Consider the following 21,787-nt stretch of genomic DNA (forward strand, 5'->3'; position numbering starts at 1 on the left):
TAATCTATGCTTCTCCTTGTCGTTTAAATGATATATGTATATGATCATAATGATTTTCAGTTATAGAACCCCTGTTTGGCATTAAATTCCAATTATTTGCTGGTCCATATATGTTTGGAACATCCTTAGTATAAAACCTTTGTTCATAAATTATATAATATATTCTCAAATCATTATAATTTTCAATTAAATAGCTTGTTATTGCTTTTCCTCTTGGTGATCCTATTGGAAGCATTAAATCAAGTGCTAAGCCATCTCCATGCCCATGATTTGTTCCGTCCGTATCCTTATGTCTATATCCACCAACATCTCCTAATTCGAATTTCTCCATTAAGAAAGCTCTCATTTGTGATACATGAGGTTGCAATCCCCAAGAACCTGGTCTTGTATGATGTGTGGAAGCTACTTTGTTCCAAAGTTCTTGGTCTGATTTATCTTTAAAATGTCCTGCGGTTCCTCCTCCAGATTTTAGGTATCTAAAGATATCTTTTGCCCTTTCTATTCTTGAGTCTAATTTATCGGTATATCCTCCTTCCCAGTCTTTTAAAAATCTTGCTACTAGGCTTTCTACACTATCTTGTGAAGTTACAATATTTCTAAATACTTCTCTATAATATGGTGAATCACCATTGAAAATAAAATCTACTTGTAAGTCCATATAATACCATTTAGAATTTTTTTCTTTTGCAAAATCTAATAACATTGTATGTCTTCTACTACCATCTGCAGTATCAGTAAATTGTCCTAATCCTAAACCTCGATGTACTATATTTGAGAATCGTCCATTATATATTTGAGGTCCACTAATAGATAACCAGTTTTCATCGTCCCATGAATTATCACTCGCTCCTATCGGCTGTGGTAAATAATCTCCTTCTGCTCGTTTAGGTTGCACTCCACTTTCTATATCAAAAACTCCTAGTATAGCCGCTAACCCCTCATTCGTTGCATTAGGTTCATATTTTTTAACAAGATCTACAAACTCTCTTATTCGTTCTAATTTATCACCATTTAATCCTAAGTCTCTTATCACTTCTGTTTTTTGCATGTATTGAATACTCGGTAGATAAAAACCTATATTAACTGACGTCCATTCCTGCTTACCATTATTATCTTTTAGTTTTTCATATTTTACAGCCTGCTTACCTTCTTGTTTAACCTGCCCTATTATTTCATTTCTTAGAGCTTGTTCTCCTGCAGTAACTCTTATATTTTGAAGATCATAATATGTAATTCTTTTACGACCTTGTTCTATCGATACATCGTTACCGTCTATCGAAACTTTCCCGGTCATTGAAGCATAAATATATTGATTTGGGTCTGCTTGAAAAGTTGTCGTATCAGATATATTGTCTTTATCTTTATAACCATATCGTTCTAAAACCTTCATAGGCAATTTGTATTTAGAATCTTTTTTATCAAAGAGAAAATTATCTAATTCTCTAGAAAATGGAAATCGTCCAGTATCTTTTGATATTTCAACAAGTTGCTTCCACTCTTTTCTCTCTTTTTCATCTAAACCATATTCCCCATCATCATTTACAAGATTATCAACGGTTTTCAAACTATCTTTATCACCATTTAAAAACTCCCACATACCTTCTAAAAACGTTCTACCTTGCCTTGTATGTGGCAAGTGTTTATCTTTATACGCAGAAGGGTCACCATATATTTGTTTTACAGTTTTATCATAGCGATAGTTCAAATAATAAACATAATCCTCAACATCTGAATAATAAATAACTTTATCAGTCGATTTTTCTCTATCAAGTTTTGTAAAATATAACCAAGTATCATTCATTTCCCACTCATTCATTCTTGAGGGAGAAACTGAACTCATAAACATACTTATAAGTACTATTAATGCTAATAGACTTAATAAGCCTTTTCTACCAAGTGGATTTTTATAGACATTTTTCACTAATTTCCCTACAGGTTTTGTAAAAGGTCTGGTTACTTTAGAAGCTGTATTTTTTACTTGTTTTGCTCGTTGGTATTTCTTATTAGCTAAAATCTTTTGTTTTAGTCTGTATTGCCAAGTAAACCGCTTAGGAGTTCGTGTGAACCCACGTCCATTTTTTAGATTATAAGTTCTATTTCCTACTCCATAGGTAAATTTAGAAGTTTTTTTTACAACTTCTTTTCCAAGTCTTCCATATTTTTCGACTTCGTACCTTACTGCACCGTATTTATTTTTTGCTTTTACATATCTAGCAAGATCTTCATCTTTACTCAGTACGGTTTCAATAGCATATGTCTGTGAAACTGCTCCTTTTAACCCTTCTTTGACTTTTCTTTTTATCTTACTCTGATATTTTCGTTTGTATATTTTTTTCTTTTTGCGATATTCTTTTTTCTTTAATTTTAAAGCTGATTTTTGTTCTTTTAAATCTTCTTTAAGTTCATTAACTTGTTGATTTTTAATTCCTGAATTAGATTCTGGGTCACTTACTCTAGTTTTATCAAGATGATTAGTTTTTCTATTTGCATAGAAAATTTTCCTTGAATTGTCTTTTCTTAATCTGTCGTTTTTAAATTTTTCTTTTGAATATCGTTCATTTCTTTGCTTTAATGCTTTAGTTTTATAATATTCTCTTGAAGAAGTACTGTTCGAATTATTATCAATATCTAATATTTTAGAGTTTTCTTTTCTAAAACTACTATCATCTAAATAAAAATTCTCTTGTTCTTTCACTTTTTTTACAATACTATCTTCATTTTTCTGCTTTAGTACTCTACTTCTAGTACTATTTTTTAAATATTCTTTTCTCTTATTATTTTTAAGGTACTCTTCTCTACTTGATTTTTTCGTTTTTGAATTATTATCCATAGAGTAACTATTTCTAGAAGTTAGTTTCTCACTATTACTACCTTCACTACTTCTAGAAATAGTATTAGAAGTATAATTATTTGTTTTTTCTGACTTTATATTAGCTCTGTAACTAGTTTTATTTGTTCTTGTGTTATTGCTCGGCTGTAATTTTTGTTCTCTTTGTACTTCTTTATACTCTTCTTTTAACATAGAATATCTTGTTTTTTCTGCTTTTATATCAGACTTTAAAGATTTAAGTTCATCTTTATCTCGTCTTTTTATTCTATACTTACTCATTTTAGTATGCGTCCGTTTCTACCAGTTTGAATAATTTTGATTCTTTTGGTATTGGATTTTCAAAGGGAACTACTACACCTCCAGCATAAATAATACCTGTTCCTTTAGCTTTTGGACTAGCTATATACTTTATTTGCTCTTCTGTTAATGAGATAATTTCTTTCCAAACTGCGATATCATTTTTCTTTTGTTTAAGAATTACCATAAATTCGCTATTTGATAGTAACTTACGTCCTTCTTCAATATTATTTATAGTTTCAACATTTTGTGTTATTCCTGTTGGAATAGCTCCATATTTACGCACCCTTGAATATAGTTCTGTAAAGAATGTTGCTTGTTTTTGTGTTCTAAAATAAAGTTGAAGTTCGTCAAAATATAACCATGAGTCCCTCTTCCCTCTATTTTTTACTACTTTATTCCATATAAAATCTTGAATAACTGATAAAGCTAATGGTTTTAGTTTCCCAGATAGGTTATTTAAATTAAATACTATAAATTTATTTTCTAAGTTCACATTTGTTCTATTTGAAAATAGTGATTGTGAACCTATCGTATAAATTTCTACCTGTAACGCTAATTCTTGTGCTTCCATCTCTGGCTGATTGACTAATACTTTATGCCACTCTTTTAATGTAGGATTTTTAAAAAACTTATAAACTTGTCGTGTTACCCTATCAATAATCGTTATTTGCTTATCGGTCAAATCTTCTAGTATGTCTTCGAAGAAAGTTGTTATTAAATTTGACTTATTTTCTATGACTTTTCTTCTATCTATTTCATCAAGTTTTCGTTCATCTGGTAAGTCAAGAACATTAATGTAAGTATTTGAACCTATAGATAAATCAATTACTTGTGCATTAAACTTATGACCAATATCCCCATATTCATTCTCCGGGTCAACGATAATAATTTCATCATCTGGATAACGCAATAAATTAGGAATAATCTCATTAATTTTAACAGCCATTGATTTACCACTACCACTTACTCCAGTTATAACTCCACTTCCTGTAAGTAAATCACGCTTTCTATCAATGGTTATCATATTATTTGAAAGCTGATTTTGACCATAATACATGGCTTTAGGAGAATGAGAAATTACATCAACTTGTGTAAACGGAACTTGAGTTGCAACATTGCTTGTAGTCATTCTTCTTGATACTTTTCGCTGTGAATCTATAAAATTGTCACCAATGGGTAAAATAGTATTCAATGCTTCTTCTTGATAATAATAAATATCATCAAATTTAACACCTAATTTATTACCAGCACGTCTAACTTGGCTCTCGTAATCTTTAAGTTGTTCTAAACTATCAGCTTTTAAATATACCGCAAAAAATCCTTTAAATATTTTCTGGTCATAATCTTCTATTTCTTCTTTCCACTTTCGTGTAAGTTTAGTATTAACCTTATCTCTACCAGCTCCTATAAATTCCTCTGATAAAAATATTCCATCTTTACTAGCTTTTTTCTGTGATTTAACCAAATTAATCAATGCTTTAGTTTCTACATCATCTATTTCCTTTGAGATTTCTTCATCTTCATAAAGATTTAAGTTCAAACTTATTATTATTTCAAAACTAAGATTAGTTAGATTTTTTATAAGTTTGTCTCCTAGTGATTTTGGAAAAGTTTTAATATACATTATTTTTGTAAATTTATCATTTATTTGTAGATAATTTTCATTTATATCTATTGTTTGAGGTGCAATAAATGATTTTTCAGAAAGATTACTTTCTTCAATATCAGAAAAATTATAATTGAATTGTTCATCATTCAAAAGTTCGTTAAATAGGGCTAATCGCTCAACACCATTTAACTTCTGAAATGTAATATCCATTTCACTAAAATGTGAAGTTAAATCTTTTGAAATATCACTAAGTTGTCTTCTTGCCTGTTCAGTTTCTACTCCTTCAATAGCTATAGTTATATACTTATTAACTTCAAACGCTTTTGAATTACTTCTAAATCTATTTTCTATAAGCTTATTATATTCTTCCCTATAAACATCATAGTTATCATCTTGAATTTGATATTTTACACTATCCAACTTCTCCTTGGTAACCCTTTTGTTCATAACTAAAAGCTGAAAATTTGATCCACCTTCCAATAGATTTAATGCATCAGCGTAACTATCTATAATACTAATTTTATCTTCTTGTCGTGCTGTGATATATTCAACATCACCAAGTTTAAAAGTATTAGAATACCAATCTTTATTAATATTCATTATTCCATCTTCATAAATATTTTTAAATCTTATAGTATCCTGTGTGGTTGGCAATAATGTCTTTTTAGTTTTTCTTTTCTTTGCTTTTCTTGCTTTTTTTTCTTGAGTTACATCGTTACCATAATCTCGTTTTATCTTAAAAAACATTAACTTTCCTCATCTCCTTTCTTCTCATTCTCTTCTAATTCTTCTAACTCCGTTCGATATACTCTTTTCCTTTCTAAAAAGAAAAAATGTATTCTCCCTTTTAATTGCAACATTTCACTCGCATTTATACCATAAAATACCGCAGGAAAAGTTACTATTATGAAGTATATTTCATAAATAATATCTGGTAGTTCAAGATAAGATATTCCAACTGTTAACGCTACTTGTGTTACAATACCAAAAATTAGAGATATTCTTCTTTTGTTTATTCCACTTAAACCAGTATCGTCTTTTTCAAAATCATCTATAAATTCTGAACCTAATTTACTCATTACTGCACACCTACCAATCTCTTAGTTTTAGATACTGAACCAGCTATTAACAAGATATAAACTACTTCTTTAATCAATATTAAAAATCCAGTCCATGCACTGTCGTTATTAGTCGCAACCTTTATAAAATCTTGAGTTATCACCATTCCAAATATTACTGTTATAAGCAATAAAACAACTCCTAATAAACTATATGCTATGAATGTTTTAAAATAATTCATCACTACTCCTCTAAATTCATCAGAAAAGTAAAATCCTATTAAAATAGGAGCTAATGCCTTTAAAAAATATAAATCTATATATCTCATGAAAATCAAAATAAATACAATGGCTTTGGCAATTTTTTCTAAAATATAACCAACTCCATTTAATACTGCATTTAAAAACCAACCTCCGTAGTCTGCCTCGTCATATTTAACAGAATATGTACTAGGTGGATATATAGAATTTATTTTTTTAGTAATTAATATTGAAATATCCATAATAGCATCTAGAATATATGGTGCTGACATTAATAAGATAAATCCTATTAAATATTTCAAAGAAAATTCTCCCCATAATCCTACTACAAGTTTTTTATCATTTTTATTTAAAAGGTTTTTCCAACTTAAAAGCTCTACACAAAAAAATATTATTAATATAGCTATACCTACAGGTTGAAGCCCTTTAGATATAGCTATTGAAGCATTGTTAGCCTCCATAGAATATTCGGATAAATTTCTTGTTAAAGTTTCAATATTAATATCCATATACTACACCTAGAATGTGATTCCTTGAAGTGCTGCAACTCCTGCTGTTGCAAGTCCTTTTACAACTATTCCAATTAAAGCTCCGTTAATAATACCTTCTAATCCATCATCCATACGGTTTTTATCACTGTTCTTTCTTCCTTGGAAAAATTGATACGCTCCTATTAATGACCATACAATTCCTACTACTGCTCCTGCACTTCCAATTATGTTTATTACTTTTATTACTGCATCCATGTTACTTTATCTCCTTTTTTTCTACTTCTTTTAATAATTCTATTAACCTATTAAGGTCTTTCTTATCTATCGTTATTCCTTTACTCATTTTTTTACTAGGTGACCATGTTCTAATATCAACAACTGCTTTCTTACCGTTGTATGACACTAAATTTACTTCCTTAGTCCACCCTTGAGTATTCACGGAAATAATTCCAATTTTTTTTACAATTTTACATTTAAACTCATTTGAGTCATTTTGTTTTTTTAGTTCTTTATTCATTATTTTGCTCCTAATAATTACACTAAATTTAATTTATTAAGTATTATATTTTAATAAAATTTTAAAAAATAAAAAAAGACTGTAGAGTATCTCTCTAAAGTCTTTTTTTACTGTTACAGCAACATTTTTATATTGCGTTGTTCTTCTGGTGAAAGGTGAGTTATATACACTTCTATCATTTCATTAATAAGTGTTGAATAACTTTGTTCCTTTGTTACAAGTTTTAATTTTCTTAATTTATCCAAAGTATCTAATTTTATTTTAAGAGATGAATAGTCTACAGTAGTTATTTTTTCAGTAATTTTATTACTCCTTGACCTTGTCTCTTTCTCTTCTTCTAAAAATTTATTGAATTTTGACATTATTCATTCTCCTTATCCAGTTCATTTTTAATTTTAATAAACAAACTTTCAAGTTCTTTTTTTAATTTTTTATCTACTTTGGAGTTATTAAATACAGCAATATCATCACCTATCAATGTTCTTCTAGGTATATATCCTAAATATTCTTCTTTCCTCTCCAACGCTTCTATAAAATCTTTTGACATATTTTCACTAAAATTTATTCTGTTACCTAAATAAAATAATTTAGCTTCAGAGTCAAAATCACTATTCAAATCATTAACAAAATATTTCAACTTAATTAAGGCTTCAACTGCGTCTTTACTCGGCTCTGCGATTCCTAAAACTACATCTGATACAATTAATGCGTTTATTGTTAATATAGCTTCATCATTCTCTGTATCAATGATTATATAATCATAATTTTCACTTAATTTCTCGTGATTTTTAGCAATCCATTTTCCAAGAGTATATTCTCGTCTACGTCTTCCATTTTGTCTTTCTTTTAATAAGTCTACTCCATAGTATGAACAGATTAGATCTAAATTTTCTCTAACTTTAATCGGCTCTACATACTCTTTATCGAATAATGATATAATTGTATTTTCTTCTTTTGGTGTGACATTATATCTACCTGTTAAATTACAACTGTCATCAAAATCCATTAATAAAACTCTATTATCTTTAGCTAAATATTCTGCTAAATTATGTGATAATGTTGTTTTTCCTGTTCCACCTTTATTAATATTTATTGTTAAAATTTTCATAGTTATCTTTTCTCCTTAGTTTTAAATTTTAGTTTATAATTAGTTTTTTCTCTTATATCCTTTTCCTGTTAACTCTAAAATAGATTTTCCATCTCTTACTACTCTTCTTGCAACAATAAGATTATTCCATTTTATCGTTCTAATATTTGGATATACACTTACATACCGTTCAATAGTTTCAACTGGTTTAACCTTACCTAATACTATTCCAGTACGTCTGATCAAACCATAATTTTCTTCTAAAATCATTTCTTGACCATCTATAAGACGAGCTGTTGCTCCTCCAAGTTTGCCAAGTTCTCTAAGGTCTTTTAAATTTACTTCATTTGTTTTTACATTCATTTTAATTTCCTCCTAGTCGAATGTTTATACGAATTTACGTTTATGCTGAATAATCACGTAGATTATTTCGGTATCTTCTTACGAACAGTTTATGGTCTAAGAACTGCAAACCTCTTCGGCTTAGTAATAATAATTACTGCCTTTACGTTATGTGCCTCACACTAGATATGTATTTCTAGTTCTCTGTACCACCCTTATTCTTTTTTTTATGTGATAGGCTACTCTAATCAGGGGGGCAATTATTCAATTTTCATAGTACAATAAAAACAGTTTAACGACTTGTTTAGGTCAAATACTAACTTATCTGAAATTGAAGAGAATCAAAGATATATATGTAATGGCACACTGCACCTTTTATCCCAGTGTTAATTTAACTAATAATTAATTCCTTACCAACATCCTCTTCAAATATAGTTGCTTGTATTTTATAATTATTAGCTTGATAATTCATTATTAAATAATATAATGTATTCTTTTCTATTTTAAAATATCTTGACAGCATTTCTATATACTGTTCTTTTTCTTTATTTTTCAACGTTATAACGTAACTGTATAAATTCCTCATAAGAGCTATTTTTACACCGCCTAAACGTCCTGCGGTTGCTTTGTAGAATATTATATTTTTAATTTTTAAATTATTTAATACTATATCTAAACTTCGTTTGGGAATATTTAAATTTTCCACTATATCCTTTTTCTTGATTTCTATATAAACATCTTCTTTTTTTTGAAGATAATTCAATACGTCTTTTTCCCACTCTTCGTAGTGACTTCTTTTCCGTTCTGTACGTTTCTTTTTAAATTTAGTCCATATTTGATAAGTAAATAAATCTTTACTTGTTAAATTTTCATCAACCCAAGTTCGACAAAGCATTAATACATAGTCTCTACTCGCTGTTGAGTACCTACTTGAATATGCCGAAGTTATTATCGATCGGTATTCATTCGCTTTCAATGATTCATCTAAATTATTATTAAATATCGCTAATTTTTCTGTACATTCAGCTTCTGTCAGTCCAGATGAATAGCAAGCTAGTGCCAATGTGAATAATACATTATTTCTACCTAGTAGATTCTTTCGACCCTTTAATTTGCTGTCCAAATTTAAAAGCAAAGAGAACCATTTCTCATTTATTTGCTTAATTCCCTTACTTCCAGAAATTATGTATAATTCTTTTCTTACATTACTATCTAATCTATCATCTTCTTTAACAGACCAATCTAGCCAGTCAGAGAAACTATATACATTATTCTTATCAAAATATACAACATTTTCTTTTGTTGGAAATCGTGCAATTCCAAAATGATTACACATCATATCGACTGGAAGATTCTGTTTATGAAAATAATTTCTTATATTAGTTGAAATCTTTTTTGCCACTTCTACAGCTTTGTAATCTGTATTTTTCGTAATATAAACAGGAGATTCTAAAACATAATACGCTTGATATCCTCTTTTTGTTTTAATTATTGTCGTTGGCATAAATCCTAATTCATAAGAAACTGACAAAATATCACATTCATTTATATCATTAGTGTCAAAATCTAAATAAAATGTATTTATTTGTCTCAAATTATCTTCTGAATGACCCTTAGTTATTTTTCTATGCTTATCAGCATATGTTCCATATCTAAATATATTAGGTGTCCAATGAGTTATATTATTTTCATTTTCTTTTATTGCTTCTTTCGATGTTAAAACAATCCCCTTAGCATGTCTCATATCTTCTTTACTTCTAAATACAAATATTGAACCTTTTACTTCTTCTAAATCCAAGATATTTTTATTCTTACTATTCTTGAACTTATATCTCATAAGTCCGTCCTTTATAATCAAATCATATAACTCGTTTATGAAAATCACCCCTTACTTAAATAAAAAAAAGACAACCCTTTAAGGTTGTCCTCTTAACTTTATCATATAATAAACTCACCATTGTATAACAACCTATAACTATCAATTTAATTATTTAGTTATTTGTTGATATTAATACCGATGATACTTATTTTCTATTCTATTTTATTTTTTTGTATTTTCTATATACATTGATTCTACACATCGAGTATTTCAAGAAATATTAAAATATTTTTCTTGCTTTGATTTTATCAACGAATATATTATACACCCATTATTTTTAGTTCTATTTCTAGGAACTTTATCGGCTTTTGGGCCATTTGTTACAGACTTATATTTACCAGCATTGCCTACTATGACATCATTCTTCAATGCTAGCACCTCAACAATTCAACTTACTCTAACAGGTAGTATGGTTGGTCTTGCACTAGGGCAATTGCTTATTGGACCTATCAGTGATAAATATGGACGTAAAAATCCATTAATAATAAGCTTAGTTATATATCTAATTAGTACATTGGCTATTATTATCTTCCCGAATGTTTACGCAATGATAGCATTGAGATTTATCCAAGGTGTTTCATCTGCAGGTGCTGTAGTTATTTCTCGTGCTATTTCTACTGATTTATACCAAGGACGCGAATTAGCAACATTCTTTGCATTACTAATGGCTGTTAATGGATTAGCACCTATACTTTCTCCTATATTAGGGAGTTTATTACTTCAACTTACAGACTGGCGCGGAATATTCGTAACTCTTGCTGTAATAGGTATTGTCTTATTAGCTGTAAGTTTCAAGTTCCATGAATCATTAGATTCAGATAAAAGATTGAATCTTCCAATAACTAAAACTTATTACTCAATCATCCTAGTCGCAAAAAATAAACTGTTCTTTGCGCTAGTTATCATCCAAGGATTCGCTTTAGCTGCAATGTTCGCATATATAGCTGCGTCTCCATTTATCTTACAAACACACTATAATTTAACTCCATTAATGTACAGTTTATGTTTTGGTCTTAATGGTTTTGCTATAGTTTTAGGAAGTAAAAGTGCTGGTAGCTTTAAAGAAAAAAATAGTATTAAGCTAGGATTATCACTTATGCTAGCAGTTAGTATATATCTAGCAATCGTATTAACATTAACATTACCTTTCCTATTCATTGAAGTAGGATTCTTCCTTCTTTTACTAGGGCTAGGTTTTATACTACCTGCTGGTTCTGCTATCGCTATGAGTTTAGAGCGAGAGCGTGCTGGAAGTGCCTCAGCTTTCTTTGGATTTGTACCATTCTTCTTAGGTGGGGTTGTTTCACCACTAGTCGGAATTGGTAATATCTTCCATTCTAGTGCAATTGCAATAGTGATTTGTTCTGCGATATCTTTTGTAACATTCAAATTGATTGAAAAGAGAATATAAAATTAAAAATCTAAGTTATAAAATCATGTGTAATTACATAATATTATAACTTAGATTTTCTTTATATAATTTTACAAAAAAAGACGATCAAGAGATCGCCTTTTTTGTTTATATTATCTCATTCCCCAAGCTGCTAAACCTTGCGCTTTGTATGCACGAGTAGCTGCATTGATTTGATCTTGAACTGTTGCTGTAGATCCCCATCCTGGCATAGTTTGAAATAATCCACTAGCTCCTGAAGCGTTTCTAGCATTTACTTGTCCGTTTGATTCACGCGCAATAATGTGCTCCCAAGTTGAAGCTGAAACTCCTGTACGACGAGCCATTTCTTGAGCTGCTGCCGCGCCTTCTGCTCCTGCAGTATTACCATTTGATAATCTTACTGAACCACCAGCTGATGAATATGATTGAGCTGGAGTTGATTGAGCTGCGTATGATTGGCTTGAAGCAGATGATTGACTAGCTGATTTTTGTTGATCTGCTGGACGTTGTTTAGTTCCTACTACAACTACTTTAGTTGTTGCTTCTGTAAGTACTTTTTCTGAAACAACTTCTCTAGAAATTTCTTTTCCGTTTTCTCTTACAACATTATAAGTTACTTCTTTTTCTCCGTTTTTACCTTCAACTTTAGTAACTTTTTCATCTACATATTTAGAATCGTCTTTTTCTTCTTTTGTTTCAAATTTGATTTCTTCTTTTTTAACTTCTGTAGCTTTTCCGTCTCTTACGATTTTAATAGTATCAACTGTTGCTACTTCTTTGTTTAAATCTGGTGTTACTCTATCATTTTCTCCAAGAGTAATGTTTAATTCTTTTAAGATATCTCCAACTTTTTTGTAAGTAGTTTTTCTTACTGTAGTTGTATCACCATCAACGATTGTTACTTCGTGAGCTTTATAGATGTTAATAGTTTCCCCACCGTTTACTTTTGTATCTAGTCCTGGTTCTACTCTATCATCAGCTCCAAAAGGAATATCATTAGCAATAAGAACTTCTCTTACTGTTCCTTTTTTAGCTTTTAACTCAACTTTGCTTCCATTATCTAAACTTACGGCGAAAACATTGTGTCCTGTATATTCTTCCGCTACTACGAAAGCTCCTGATAATAATAATCCTGATGTTGCTGCTGCTGCAATAATTCTACCTAATTTCATTCTGTTAATCAATCTCCTTTTTATCTTCTAATCCGAACAACGTACATGCATTATTGAATGTTTGTTTTGTTAGTTGTTCATACGACATTTCTTTAAGATCTGCAATTTCTTGTGCTACATAATGCACATATGCAGGTTCATTTCTTTTTCCTCTATATGGTGTTGGTGTTAAGTACGGACAATCCGTTTCAATTAACAACTTATCTAATGGACATGCTTTTGCTACTTCTTTAGGTGTCTTCGCATTTTTAAATGTTACCGGACCTCCTAATGAAATATAGAAGTTCTCTTTTATCATAATATTCATGCTTTCTACAGAACCAGAAAAGCTGTGCATTATTCCACCAATTTCACTAGCGTTTTCTTCTTGAAGTATTTGTATTGTATCTGCCATAGCGTCACGTGTGTGAATTACTATTGGTTTATTTACTTCTTTAGCTAGTTGAATTTGTCTTCTAAATACTTCTTTTTGAACATCTCTTGGACTTTTATCCCAATGATAATCTAGACCAATCTCACCGATTGCTACTACTTTATCATTTGTTAAAGCAATATTTTTTATCATTTCATATTTTTCTTCTGTGAAATCTATTGCTTCTACTGGGTGCCAACCAACTGTTAAATATAAAAAGTCATATTTATCTGTGATTTCCAGTGCTTTTTCTATACTTTTATCATCGAAACCAACTATGTTTATTAATTTAACTCCCGCTTCTTTCGCGCGAGCAATAGTTTCTTCTAAGTCTTCTAAATAAGCATCATCATTTAGATGCGCATGCGTATCAAATAACATACTACGCCTCCTTACTCTTATTAGTATAACAAAACAAAGTTTCAGTAGAATATCTAAACTATTTCAATTATGTTACAATACTTTTTCAATTAAGATATGTTAACGTAAATAAACTCCATTTCAAAAGATTTTTATAATAATTAAATACTATCAATGTCTATTTAAACAAATTATCTATATTTTTTTAATATTTTTATTTTAACCTCTATATAAAATATTAAAATTAATAAAGTATAAACTTTTATTTATTTACTGAAATTTTTCAACAAAAAAGGGAGTGACTCAAAAATCGTGATTTCATAAAAATCGATTTTGTCGAGTCACTCCCGCACAGTTTATTAAATATCTGAAAAGCTTTTATAAAGTGAATTTAGATATCAATAAACCACTGCATCTATAAGTTTTCATATAAACTATTTTTAAAATCTAGTACTTTTGGATCAGCCACTATAAAGTTTTATTCAGCTTTAAAGTCTACTACTTGAGCACCAATAAGTTGTTCTAAAACTTCTGGTTTCACCTCTACTTGATGACCTACTTTACCTGCAGAAACAATAATCGTTTCTACTTCACGACATTTTTCATCTACAAAAGTCGGGAATAGTTTTTTCATCGCAAATGGTGAACATCCACCTTTTACATATCCTGTAATTTTTGTTAGGTCTTTAAGTGGTAACATCGATAAACTTTTAACCCCTGCTGCTTTAGCAAGTTTCTTGAAGTTTATGCTGTCTTCACTCATCAACACTCCTACAACATAGTTACCTTTACCGTCTGTAGTCATTATTGTTTTAAATACTTGGTTATGGTCGCGTCCGATAATATCAGCTACTCCTACACCAGTTTTCGCAGCATCGCTTTCTGCATCAAATTCAAAATGATTGTACTCTACACCATTTTCATCTAAAAATCGCATAGCATTTGTTTTTAATTCTTTTTTCTTAGCCATAATAGCCCTCTTTTCCATATTATGTAATAATACTATTATTTTACTCCAAAGTTTGCCTACTGTCAAAATCTGTTTTAAATATTTTGCAAAAATACCAACCTCAAAAACTAGACTTTCTTTCTAATCCTTAAGATCGGCATTCAAATTATTATTTTAACACAAAGTGTCCTTCTTCAACTTCTTCGAATTTTTCAGTACCTGTTATTACTATTTCCTCTGCACTGACTTCAAATTCTTCGAACATCTTTCTTGCTCTAACAGGATCAATAATCGGCATAGAGTTTAGAAGACGTTTTGTATAAACATGCTGTGGATTTTTCATAATCTGTTCTGTTGTTCCTAGTTCTACTAGATTACCTCTATACATTACCGCTATTCTATCTGCGATATACTCTACTACACCTAAGTTATGTGAAATGAATAAATATGTTAGAGAGAATTTTTCTTGTAAATCTTTTAATAAATTAATTACCTGTGCTTGTGTTGAAGCATCTAAGGCAGATGTCGGCTCATCACACAGGATAAAGTCCGGTTTTGTAACTACTGCACGAGCAATACCGATACGTTGACGTTGTCCTCCACTAAAAGCATTTGATAATTTTAGCGCGTCCTCATTAGAAATTCCAACAAACTCTAAAATTTCTAATGCCTTTTTCTTCGCAGTTTCTTTGTCTTCTTTGTGTAAAGCTTCCATAACTATATCTAAGGCGCTCATTCGTGGATTTAATGACGAATAAGGATCTTGGAAAATAATTTGCATCTTACTATAAACTTCTGCAAGTTCTTTTTTTGACATTTTAGTTAAAGATTTTTCATTACCTTCTACAAAAACATCGCCCGATATGAATGGGTCTATATTTAAAATTCCCTTACCTAGAGTAGTCTTTCCACTTCCAGATTCACCTACTACAGCTAGCGTCTCAGCTTTATAAATATCTAAACTAATATCATTAACCGCAATAGTTTCTTTGATTTCTTTTCCTATTCCTTTAGACTTATAAACTTTTCGTACATTTTTCAGTTTTAAATACTCTTTACTCATTACTCCACCTCTTTCAGATACTCATGAGTATCGCTAAGTTTTTGCCAAGTATAGTGTTTGTCATCTTCTTTATAATCAACAGTCAGAAGCTCATTATTAGTATTTTCTAACCTTGCTGCAGCTAGAAGTTGTTTTGTATATGGGTGTTGCGCATTACTAAAAATTTCTTCAACATTTCCTTTTTCGACAACTCTACCTCTATACATAATATATACATAGTCACACATTCCAGCTATTACACCGAAGTCATGGCTGACTAGTGCTACACTAAGTTCAGTTTCTTTTTGTAACTTTTTAATAAGAGATAAAATCTGTGCTTGCACCGTAACATCTAGAGCCGTTGTAGGTTCATCTGCTACCAATAACTTAGGATTAGCAAGTAACGCCATGGCTATTAATATTCTTTGACGCATACCACCAGATAATTCATGTGGGTATTGTTCCATTCTAAGTGATGCATTAAGAATTCCTACTTTTTCAAGTTGCTCTATAGCTAATTTTTTCGCTTCTTCTTTAGATTTATTTTGAAATCTTTCTATTACTTCTACCAGGTGGAAACCAATCGTTCTAACTGGATCAAGTGAAGTCATCGGATTTTGGAAAATCATAGAGATCGGTAATTTTTCACCATGCTTAACTTCTTTTCCATCAAAAATAAACTTATCATTTTTATCAAAAATATTGTTAGGAAGAATAGACATTATACTACGCATCAAGATACTTTTTCCACTACCTGATTCACCAACAACACCTGTGATATGACCTTTTCTAAAATTAATGTCAATACCGTGTATAAGCTGTTTATCTACTTCTTTATTAGGCTTATAATTAACCGTTAAATTTTTAAGTTCTACTATATTAGTCATATTATTCTCCCTCCTTTTGAATATATTTTGTAAGCAGGTTACCAATATTATTAAATGAATATATTGTTAACATTACAAATAATCCAGGGATAATTGCCATATGAGGTGCACGTTGTAGACTTTGTTGTGCATTTTGCAGAAGTGTTCCCCAAGAAGTCATAGGTTGTTGAATACCAAGACCTAAGAAACTAAGTGCCGCTTCTGTCATTATTGCATTAGCTATTGAAGCACTTGCCGCTACTACTAAAGTTGGTATTATAGCTGGAATAATATGTTTCTTTAAGATATTGATAGTTTTTACACCACTAAATCTACTATAAACTACATAGTCGTATTCTTTTGCTGATAGAGTCTCTGCACGAACTAATCTCGCAAGACGCATCCATGAAAAACATCCTATTACTATAATTATTGAACCAATTCCTGGTTTTAAAAACACACTAAGTACAATTACTAATACTAGCCATGGTATAGATGATAATACATCAACTAATCGCATAAGAATACTATCAACAACTCCACCAACGTACCCTGCGATAAGACCTACTATCGTTCCGATTGTTACGGCAGTTACCATCGCTAATAATCCTACGATAAGAGAAACACGACCTCCATAAACTACACGAATGAAGTAATCACGACCTACCTCATCAGTCCCAAATAGGTGTTGTAGACTTGGTGATTGAGATAGATTCGCTACATCAGTAGCCGCTGGATCAATAGGAAGTAAAGGTGCTATTAATGAAACAAACACTAATATCGCTATAAAAATAAGTGAAAAAATATAAATTTTTGAACTTTTAGCTATTTTAATAAATCTTTTCATCTTACTTACCTCCTCTTCTAATTCTAGGGTCAACTATTGAGTACAGTATGTCTGAAATTAAATTACCTACAATTACTAATGTAGCTGATAATAACATTACCGCCATTATTATAGGATAATCTAACGCTCTAGTTGCTTGTGTAATATATGGGCCAATTCCAGGCCAACTAAATACTGTTTCTGTAATAATTGCACCAGTTACTAACATCGGTAGTGACATACCTACTTGAGTTATTACCGGTATTAGTACGTTTTTTATAATGTGTCTTGTGAAGATTTGAGTTTTTGTTGCTTGAAAAGCTTGTTGAACTACTACATATTCTTCGTTTGTTTGATTTAAAGCTGAAGACCTTACATAACGTGTAAGTTCCGCGAAAAATACAATCGTTAAAGTTAGATAAGGCATTATAAAGTGTGATAAGAAATCACCAAAGTCGCCTTCTTTTCCAATTGTGTGCATTCCTATTATTGGAAATAAGTTTAACTGATATCCTAAAACATAGATGAATATCATCGCTATCCAAAATGATGGTGTAGCTATTCCTAATGAAGCTACAGCATCGATTAGTTTATCTTGCCATTTACCTTTGTTTGCTGCAGCCACTAATCCTAGTACTATTGCGATTATTAATGCTGTTACGTAGGCTGGTAATACTAATGATATTGTATTAGGGATTTTCGCTAGAATTTCCTCTCCTACACTATTGTGAGTTACTAATGAGTGCCCGAAGTTTCCACTTAATATTTGTCCTAACCAATCTACATACTGAATTAAGAATGGTTTATTAAGCCCACTTTGTTCACGAAGTATATTTATTTCTTCTTGTGACATATTAGACGTTATCTGTGAATCGATAGCATCGTATGGTGCTAAATGTATTAAAGTAAATACTATAAACGATATTACTAAAAGTAATGGTATTGCTTGTAATATACGCTTTAAAATATATCGAATCATACAATCTCCTTTAAATTTTAATTACTATTTATTTTATGTGATTCATTAAAAAATTTATTACAAATTTTACTATAACAAACCCTTTTAGAATCATTCCCTTAAAACTAACAAAGTGAGGGAGGTACTATAAAATCTTATTATAAATAGGATTTTATCGTACTCCCCCTCATACTATATTTTATTTTCTACTATTTAAGAGTAATTTTTGATAAATCATCAAATGTGTAGATTGGTACTAACTTAGCATCGTTAACATTTCCAACACGTTTGTTAACCGCTAAAACTTTTTGGTTATCTACGATTGGGTAAAGGTATGCTTGGTTAGCAATTTCTTGTTGAAGGTTTTTGTACACTTCTTTACGTTTAGCTTCATCTAATTCAGCTGCACCTTGTTTGAATAATCCATCAATTTTTTCACTTCTGAATTGGAAGTAATTTGAAGTACCATTTGATCCGAATAGCTTAGAATATAAATCAGGATCATTACCCATGATATATCCACCTAAGAATAGGTTGTAAGCTTTAGAACCAACTTTTCTTAATTCTGTAAAGATAGCTGTTTCATCTCCACCACGAAGCTCAACATTAATTCCTACTGCTTGTAATTGTTGTTGGATAAATGTTGCTTGGATAGTCATTGCAGGGTCATTACTTGCATATCCTAAGTTAAGTTTCAAGTTAGAAACTCCAGCTTCTTTCAATAGTGATTTTGCTTTTTCAACATTTTGAGTATATTTCTCTACATCATCAGATTTGAACGGATTGTTCGGTGGTAAGAATGAATAAGGGTTTTGGTAGTATTTGCTATCTAAGTAAGCCGCTTTGTTCATATCTTCTTTGTTTAATGCGTATAAAATAGCTTGTCTAACTTTAACATCTTTTAATTCATCTGTATTTGTGTTTAGTCCTAAGTATCCGATACGGTTTTCACTGTATGCGTAAGTATCGATGTTTTTAGAATCTAAATCTTTGATAGCTGCAGGTAATACATATGCTGCATCTACCTCACCTTTTTGTAATGCTACTTTTGTAGTATCAGCACTTTTAATAATACGTAGTACTACATTTTTAACTTTTGGTTTACCATTATAATAATTTTCATTCGCTTCAAATTTAATGTATTCTCCACGTTTGTTTTCTACTAGTTTGTATGGTCCAGTTCCTACTGGTGTTTCTTTTAATTCTTTAACTGAGAAATCAGATACATTTCCATAAACGTGTTTTGGAATAATGTAAGTTTCATTTGCAATGTTATTTGCTGCAGCTGCACTTGGCTCTGGGAAATTAAATACTACAGTATAGTCATCTTTTTTCTCAATAGTTATTGGTTTGTCACCAATCCATAGGTTTTTGAAGTTCCCATTTTCTTTTTTAGCTTTTGTTTGATAAGTGAAGACTACGTCATCAGCAGTGAATTTTTGACCATCAGACCATTTTACGTCTTTTCTTAAGTTAACTTTTAAGCTACGACCATCTTTAGCAAGTTCAGTAGATTCTGCTAAAGCATATTCTTTTGAACCATCACCATTAACTTTAATTAATGGTGAGTAAATAATATTAGTCATTGTTAATCCCCAACGGTCACTAACCTTAATTGGGTTAGTTGATGATGGATCATCACTAATAGCATACGTGAAAGTATCTTTATCTTGAGAAGTGGTAATTGTGTTTTGCGTTTTTGAACTACATGCTGTTACGACACTCATTACTAACGCTAGTGCTCCTATAAACAATTTGTTCTTTTTCATTCTTTTTTCCTCCTTGATTTTAAGTCCTATTTTTCAAACTATGAAATATTTTGGTTACCCCTATTTAATAATGGTTAAATACATTTGCCTATTCGACAGTGAGAGACTTACGTTGCTACTCATGTATTGATTAAATAGACTATATTTTATAATGTGGAAAATAAAACCAGATATTACTTATACATTGAACGAATGAAATCAATGCTAGTTTAGTTTACTGTATTATTGATAAAAAAGTCAATTTATGTGCTTATTTTTATCATTTACTTTAATTATATAATTCTCTTAATTTAGTGTACTTGAAGAAATACTAAAGTATTATTATTTTTCTATACCCCAAACTTCTTCTACGATTTCTTTGATTAAGCCGATTTTTTTCCATTGATCTTCTTCTGTAATCACGTTTCCTTCTTCTGTAGAAGCAAATCCACATTGAGTACTTAAGTAGATGTTTTCTAATGGAATGTATTCGCTAGCTTCTTTAATTCTTGCGATTACTTCTTCTTTATCTTCTAAATCTGCAAATTTAGATGTAATTAATCCTAAAACAACTTTTTTATCTTTTCCAACTTTAGCTAGTGGCTTGAAATCTCCTGCACGATCTGTATCGTATTCTAAGTAGTATGCATTTACGTTTTCTCCAGCAAGTAACTCGTCTTCAACGTTTTGGTATCCTCCTTGAGAAATCCACTTAGAAGCGAAGTTACCACGACAAACGTGTGTATTGATTGCTAAGTCTCCTGGTTTCCCTTCGATAACTTCATTATTTAATGCTAAACAACGTGCTGCATATTCTCTACGAACTTCTTCTAAAGGACGCGCATCACGGAAACGATTCGCAAATCCATCATCGGCTAATGCTCCCCAAGTACAATCATCAAATTGTAATACACGTAATCCTTCGTTGTAAAGGTCTGCGATAACTTGTTTATAAGCTGCTACAATCGCATCTTTTAATTCCTCAAATGTTGGGTAGAATTTTTCGTATCCTTTGATGTGATCTTCTGTACGAATTAACTCAAAGTATAATTGTGATGGTGATGGAATTGTTAATTTTACAGTTACACCTTCTTTATCAGCTACTAAGTCTCTTAAGAATTTGTAATGTGCTACAAATGGGTGATTTTCTCCGCTGATTTTTCCTGATACTTTTGCTGTATCTGGTTTAGTTTCGATACCTTTGAATGGGTAACCTTTTTCACCTTGAACGTGTTCTACACCGTTAAGACCCCAGAAGAAATCAAGGTGCCAATAAGCACGACGAAACTCCCCGTCTGTTACTCCTTTTAGTCCATTTGCTATTTGTTTTTCAACTAATTCAGTAATTGCTTTATCTTCTACTTTAGTTAATTCTTCTTGTGATAATTCACCTTTTGAGAATTTTTCACGAGCTTCTACTAACTCCTTAGGTCTTAAAAATGACCCAACGTGATCTACTCTGTATGCTGCTCTTTCTACTACTTTATTTTGACATCCTTGACACATAATATTTTTTCTCCTTTTATTTAACTAATTTATTTTCTCTATTTTCTTAGATTTATTTATCAAGCAACCAAGAAAAGGCTGGATTCTGAAAAATATGACGTTTAGGAACAGTTTGTAAATTCTGATTGCATTCATCTATTGTACCTAATTTCAAAGCACAGACTTCTGGTATATTTTCTTG

The 21,787-nt window shown here is 30.6% G+C and carries 19 protein-coding genes and 2 pseudogenes; 1 reads left to right on the forward strand and 20 read right to left on the reverse strand.

Annotation, left to right across the window (positions count from 1 at the left end):
- Positions 1–4: 4 nt before the first annotated feature.
- From RYK99_RS03770 to RYK99_RS03815, 10 genes are all read right to left on the reverse strand, one after another.
- Positions 5–3,109 carry a phage tail tip lysozyme gene (locus tag RYK99_RS03770; protein ID WP_314990259.1) on the reverse strand — a complete coding sequence of 1,035 codons (3,105 nt, stop codon included), beginning with the start codon at positions 3,107–3,109 and terminating at the stop codon, positions 5–7.
- A gap of 1 nt (position 3,110) precedes the next feature.
- A complete protein-coding gene (locus RYK99_RS03775; RefSeq protein ID WP_314990261.1) occupies positions 3,111–5,486 on the reverse strand; it encodes a VirB4-like conjugal transfer ATPase, CD1110 family in 2,376 nt (791 codons plus the stop codon).
- On the reverse strand, positions 5,486–5,818 hold the full coding sequence (locus tag RYK99_RS03780) for a hypothetical protein (RefSeq protein ID WP_314990263.1): 333 nt from the start codon (positions 5,816–5,818) through the stop codon (positions 5,486–5,488). The genes RYK99_RS03775 and RYK99_RS03780 overlap by 1 nt, the downstream gene beginning before the upstream one ends.
- The gene (locus RYK99_RS03785) at positions 5,818–6,567 is read right to left on the reverse strand and encodes a type IV secretion system protein (RefSeq protein WP_314990264.1); all 750 of its coding nucleotides are present in this window, start codon (positions 6,565–6,567) and stop codon (positions 5,818–5,820) included. Before RYK99_RS03785 ends, RYK99_RS03780 begins: the two co-directional genes overlap by 1 nt.
- A gap of 9 nt (positions 6,568–6,576) precedes the next feature.
- Positions 6,577–6,804: a hypothetical protein gene (locus RYK99_RS03790; RefSeq protein ID WP_314990266.1), complete on the reverse strand. Its 228-nt coding sequence runs from the start codon at positions 6,802–6,804 to the stop codon at positions 6,577–6,579.
- A gap of 1 nt (position 6,805) precedes the next feature.
- Positions 6,806–7,066: a PC4/YdbC family ssDNA-binding protein gene (locus RYK99_RS03795; protein WP_314990268.1), complete on the reverse strand. Its 261-nt coding sequence runs from the start codon at positions 7,064–7,066 to the stop codon at positions 6,806–6,808.
- Between the two features lie 113 nt (positions 7,067–7,179).
- Positions 7,180–7,428: a hypothetical protein gene (locus tag RYK99_RS03800; protein ID WP_314990269.1), complete on the reverse strand. Its 249-nt coding sequence runs from the start codon at positions 7,426–7,428 to the stop codon at positions 7,180–7,182.
- A complete protein-coding gene (locus tag RYK99_RS03805; protein WP_314990270.1) occupies positions 7,428–8,174 on the reverse strand; it encodes a ParA family protein in 747 nt (248 codons plus the stop codon). The genes RYK99_RS03800 and RYK99_RS03805 overlap by 1 nt, the downstream gene beginning before the upstream one ends.
- 39 nt (positions 8,175–8,213) lie before the next feature.
- Positions 8,214–8,516 carry a hypothetical protein gene (locus RYK99_RS03810; protein WP_314990271.1) on the reverse strand — a complete coding sequence of 101 codons (303 nt, stop codon included), beginning with the start codon at positions 8,514–8,516 and terminating at the stop codon, positions 8,214–8,216.
- 370 nt (positions 8,517–8,886) lie between these two features.
- The gene (locus tag RYK99_RS03815) at positions 8,887–10,332 is read right to left on the reverse strand and encodes a primase C-terminal domain-containing protein (protein ID WP_314990273.1); all 1,446 of its coding nucleotides are present in this window, start codon (positions 10,330–10,332) and stop codon (positions 8,887–8,889) included.
- A gap of 304 nt (positions 10,333–10,636) precedes the next feature.
- Between RYK99_RS03815 and RYK99_RS03820 the strand changes: the two genes are divergently transcribed.
- Complete coding sequence (locus RYK99_RS03820; protein WP_314990289.1) at positions 10,637–11,785, forward strand: multidrug effflux MFS transporter; 1,149 nt, start codon at positions 10,637–10,639, stop codon at positions 11,783–11,785.
- Positions 11,786–11,898: 113 nt separating this feature from the next.
- On the opposite strand, the pseudogene RYK99_RS03825 reads toward RYK99_RS03820, so the two are convergent.
- The 10 genes and pseudogenes from RYK99_RS03825 to RYK99_RS03870 form a co-directional block, all read right to left on the reverse strand.
- A pseudogene (locus tag RYK99_RS03825) lies at positions 11,899–12,177 on the reverse strand (transglycosylase SLT domain-containing protein); the annotation flags it as partial.
- Positions 12,178–12,336: 159 nt separating this feature from the next.
- Positions 12,337–12,939, reverse strand: a pseudogene (locus RYK99_RS03830) (ubiquitin-like domain-containing protein); the annotation flags it as partial.
- A gap of 4 nt (positions 12,940–12,943) precedes the next feature.
- Positions 12,944–13,732, reverse strand: a complete 789-nt coding sequence (locus RYK99_RS03835; RefSeq protein WP_314990274.1) for a TatD family hydrolase — start codon at positions 13,730–13,732, stop codon at positions 12,944–12,946.
- A gap of 457 nt (positions 13,733–14,189) precedes the next feature.
- Positions 14,190–14,681, reverse strand: a complete 492-nt coding sequence (gene ybaK / locus RYK99_RS03840) for a Cys-tRNA(Pro) deacylase (RefSeq protein WP_003148077.1) — start codon at positions 14,679–14,681, stop codon at positions 14,190–14,192.
- A 148-nt stretch (positions 14,682–14,829) separates the two neighbouring features.
- On the reverse strand, positions 14,830–15,723 hold the full coding sequence (locus tag RYK99_RS03845) for an ATP-binding cassette domain-containing protein (protein ID WP_314990278.1): 894 nt from the start codon (positions 15,721–15,723) through the stop codon (positions 14,830–14,832).
- Complete coding sequence (locus RYK99_RS03850) at positions 15,723–16,589, reverse strand: ABC transporter ATP-binding protein (protein WP_314990280.1); 867 nt, start codon at positions 16,587–16,589, stop codon at positions 15,723–15,725. The genes RYK99_RS03845 and RYK99_RS03850 overlap by 1 nt, the downstream gene beginning before the upstream one ends.
- 1 nt (position 16,590) lies before the next feature.
- Positions 16,591–17,415 (reverse strand): ABC transporter permease, encoded by an 825-nt coding sequence (locus RYK99_RS03855; protein WP_314990282.1) that lies wholly within the window; start codon positions 17,413–17,415, stop codon positions 16,591–16,593.
- Position 17,416: 1 nt separating this feature from the next.
- Positions 17,417–18,373: an ABC transporter permease gene (locus RYK99_RS03860; RefSeq protein ID WP_314990284.1), complete on the reverse strand. Its 957-nt coding sequence runs from the start codon at positions 18,371–18,373 to the stop codon at positions 17,417–17,419.
- A gap of 188 nt (positions 18,374–18,561) precedes the next feature.
- Positions 18,562–20,121 carry an ABC transporter substrate-binding protein gene (locus RYK99_RS03865; protein WP_314990285.1) on the reverse strand — a complete coding sequence of 520 codons (1,560 nt, stop codon included), beginning with the start codon at positions 20,119–20,121 and terminating at the stop codon, positions 18,562–18,564.
- A gap of 321 nt (positions 20,122–20,442) precedes the next feature.
- Positions 20,443–21,606 carry a 5-methyltetrahydropteroyltriglutamate--homocysteine S-methyltransferase gene (locus tag RYK99_RS03870; protein ID WP_314990287.1) on the reverse strand — a complete coding sequence of 388 codons (1,164 nt, stop codon included), beginning with the start codon at positions 21,604–21,606 and terminating at the stop codon, positions 20,443–20,445.
- Positions 21,607–21,787: the final 181 nt, after the last annotated feature.

The sequence above is a fragment of the uncultured Gemella sp. genome, assembly GCF_963537375.1.
Taxonomy (GTDB): Bacteria; Bacillota; Bacilli; order Staphylococcales; family Gemellaceae; genus Gemella.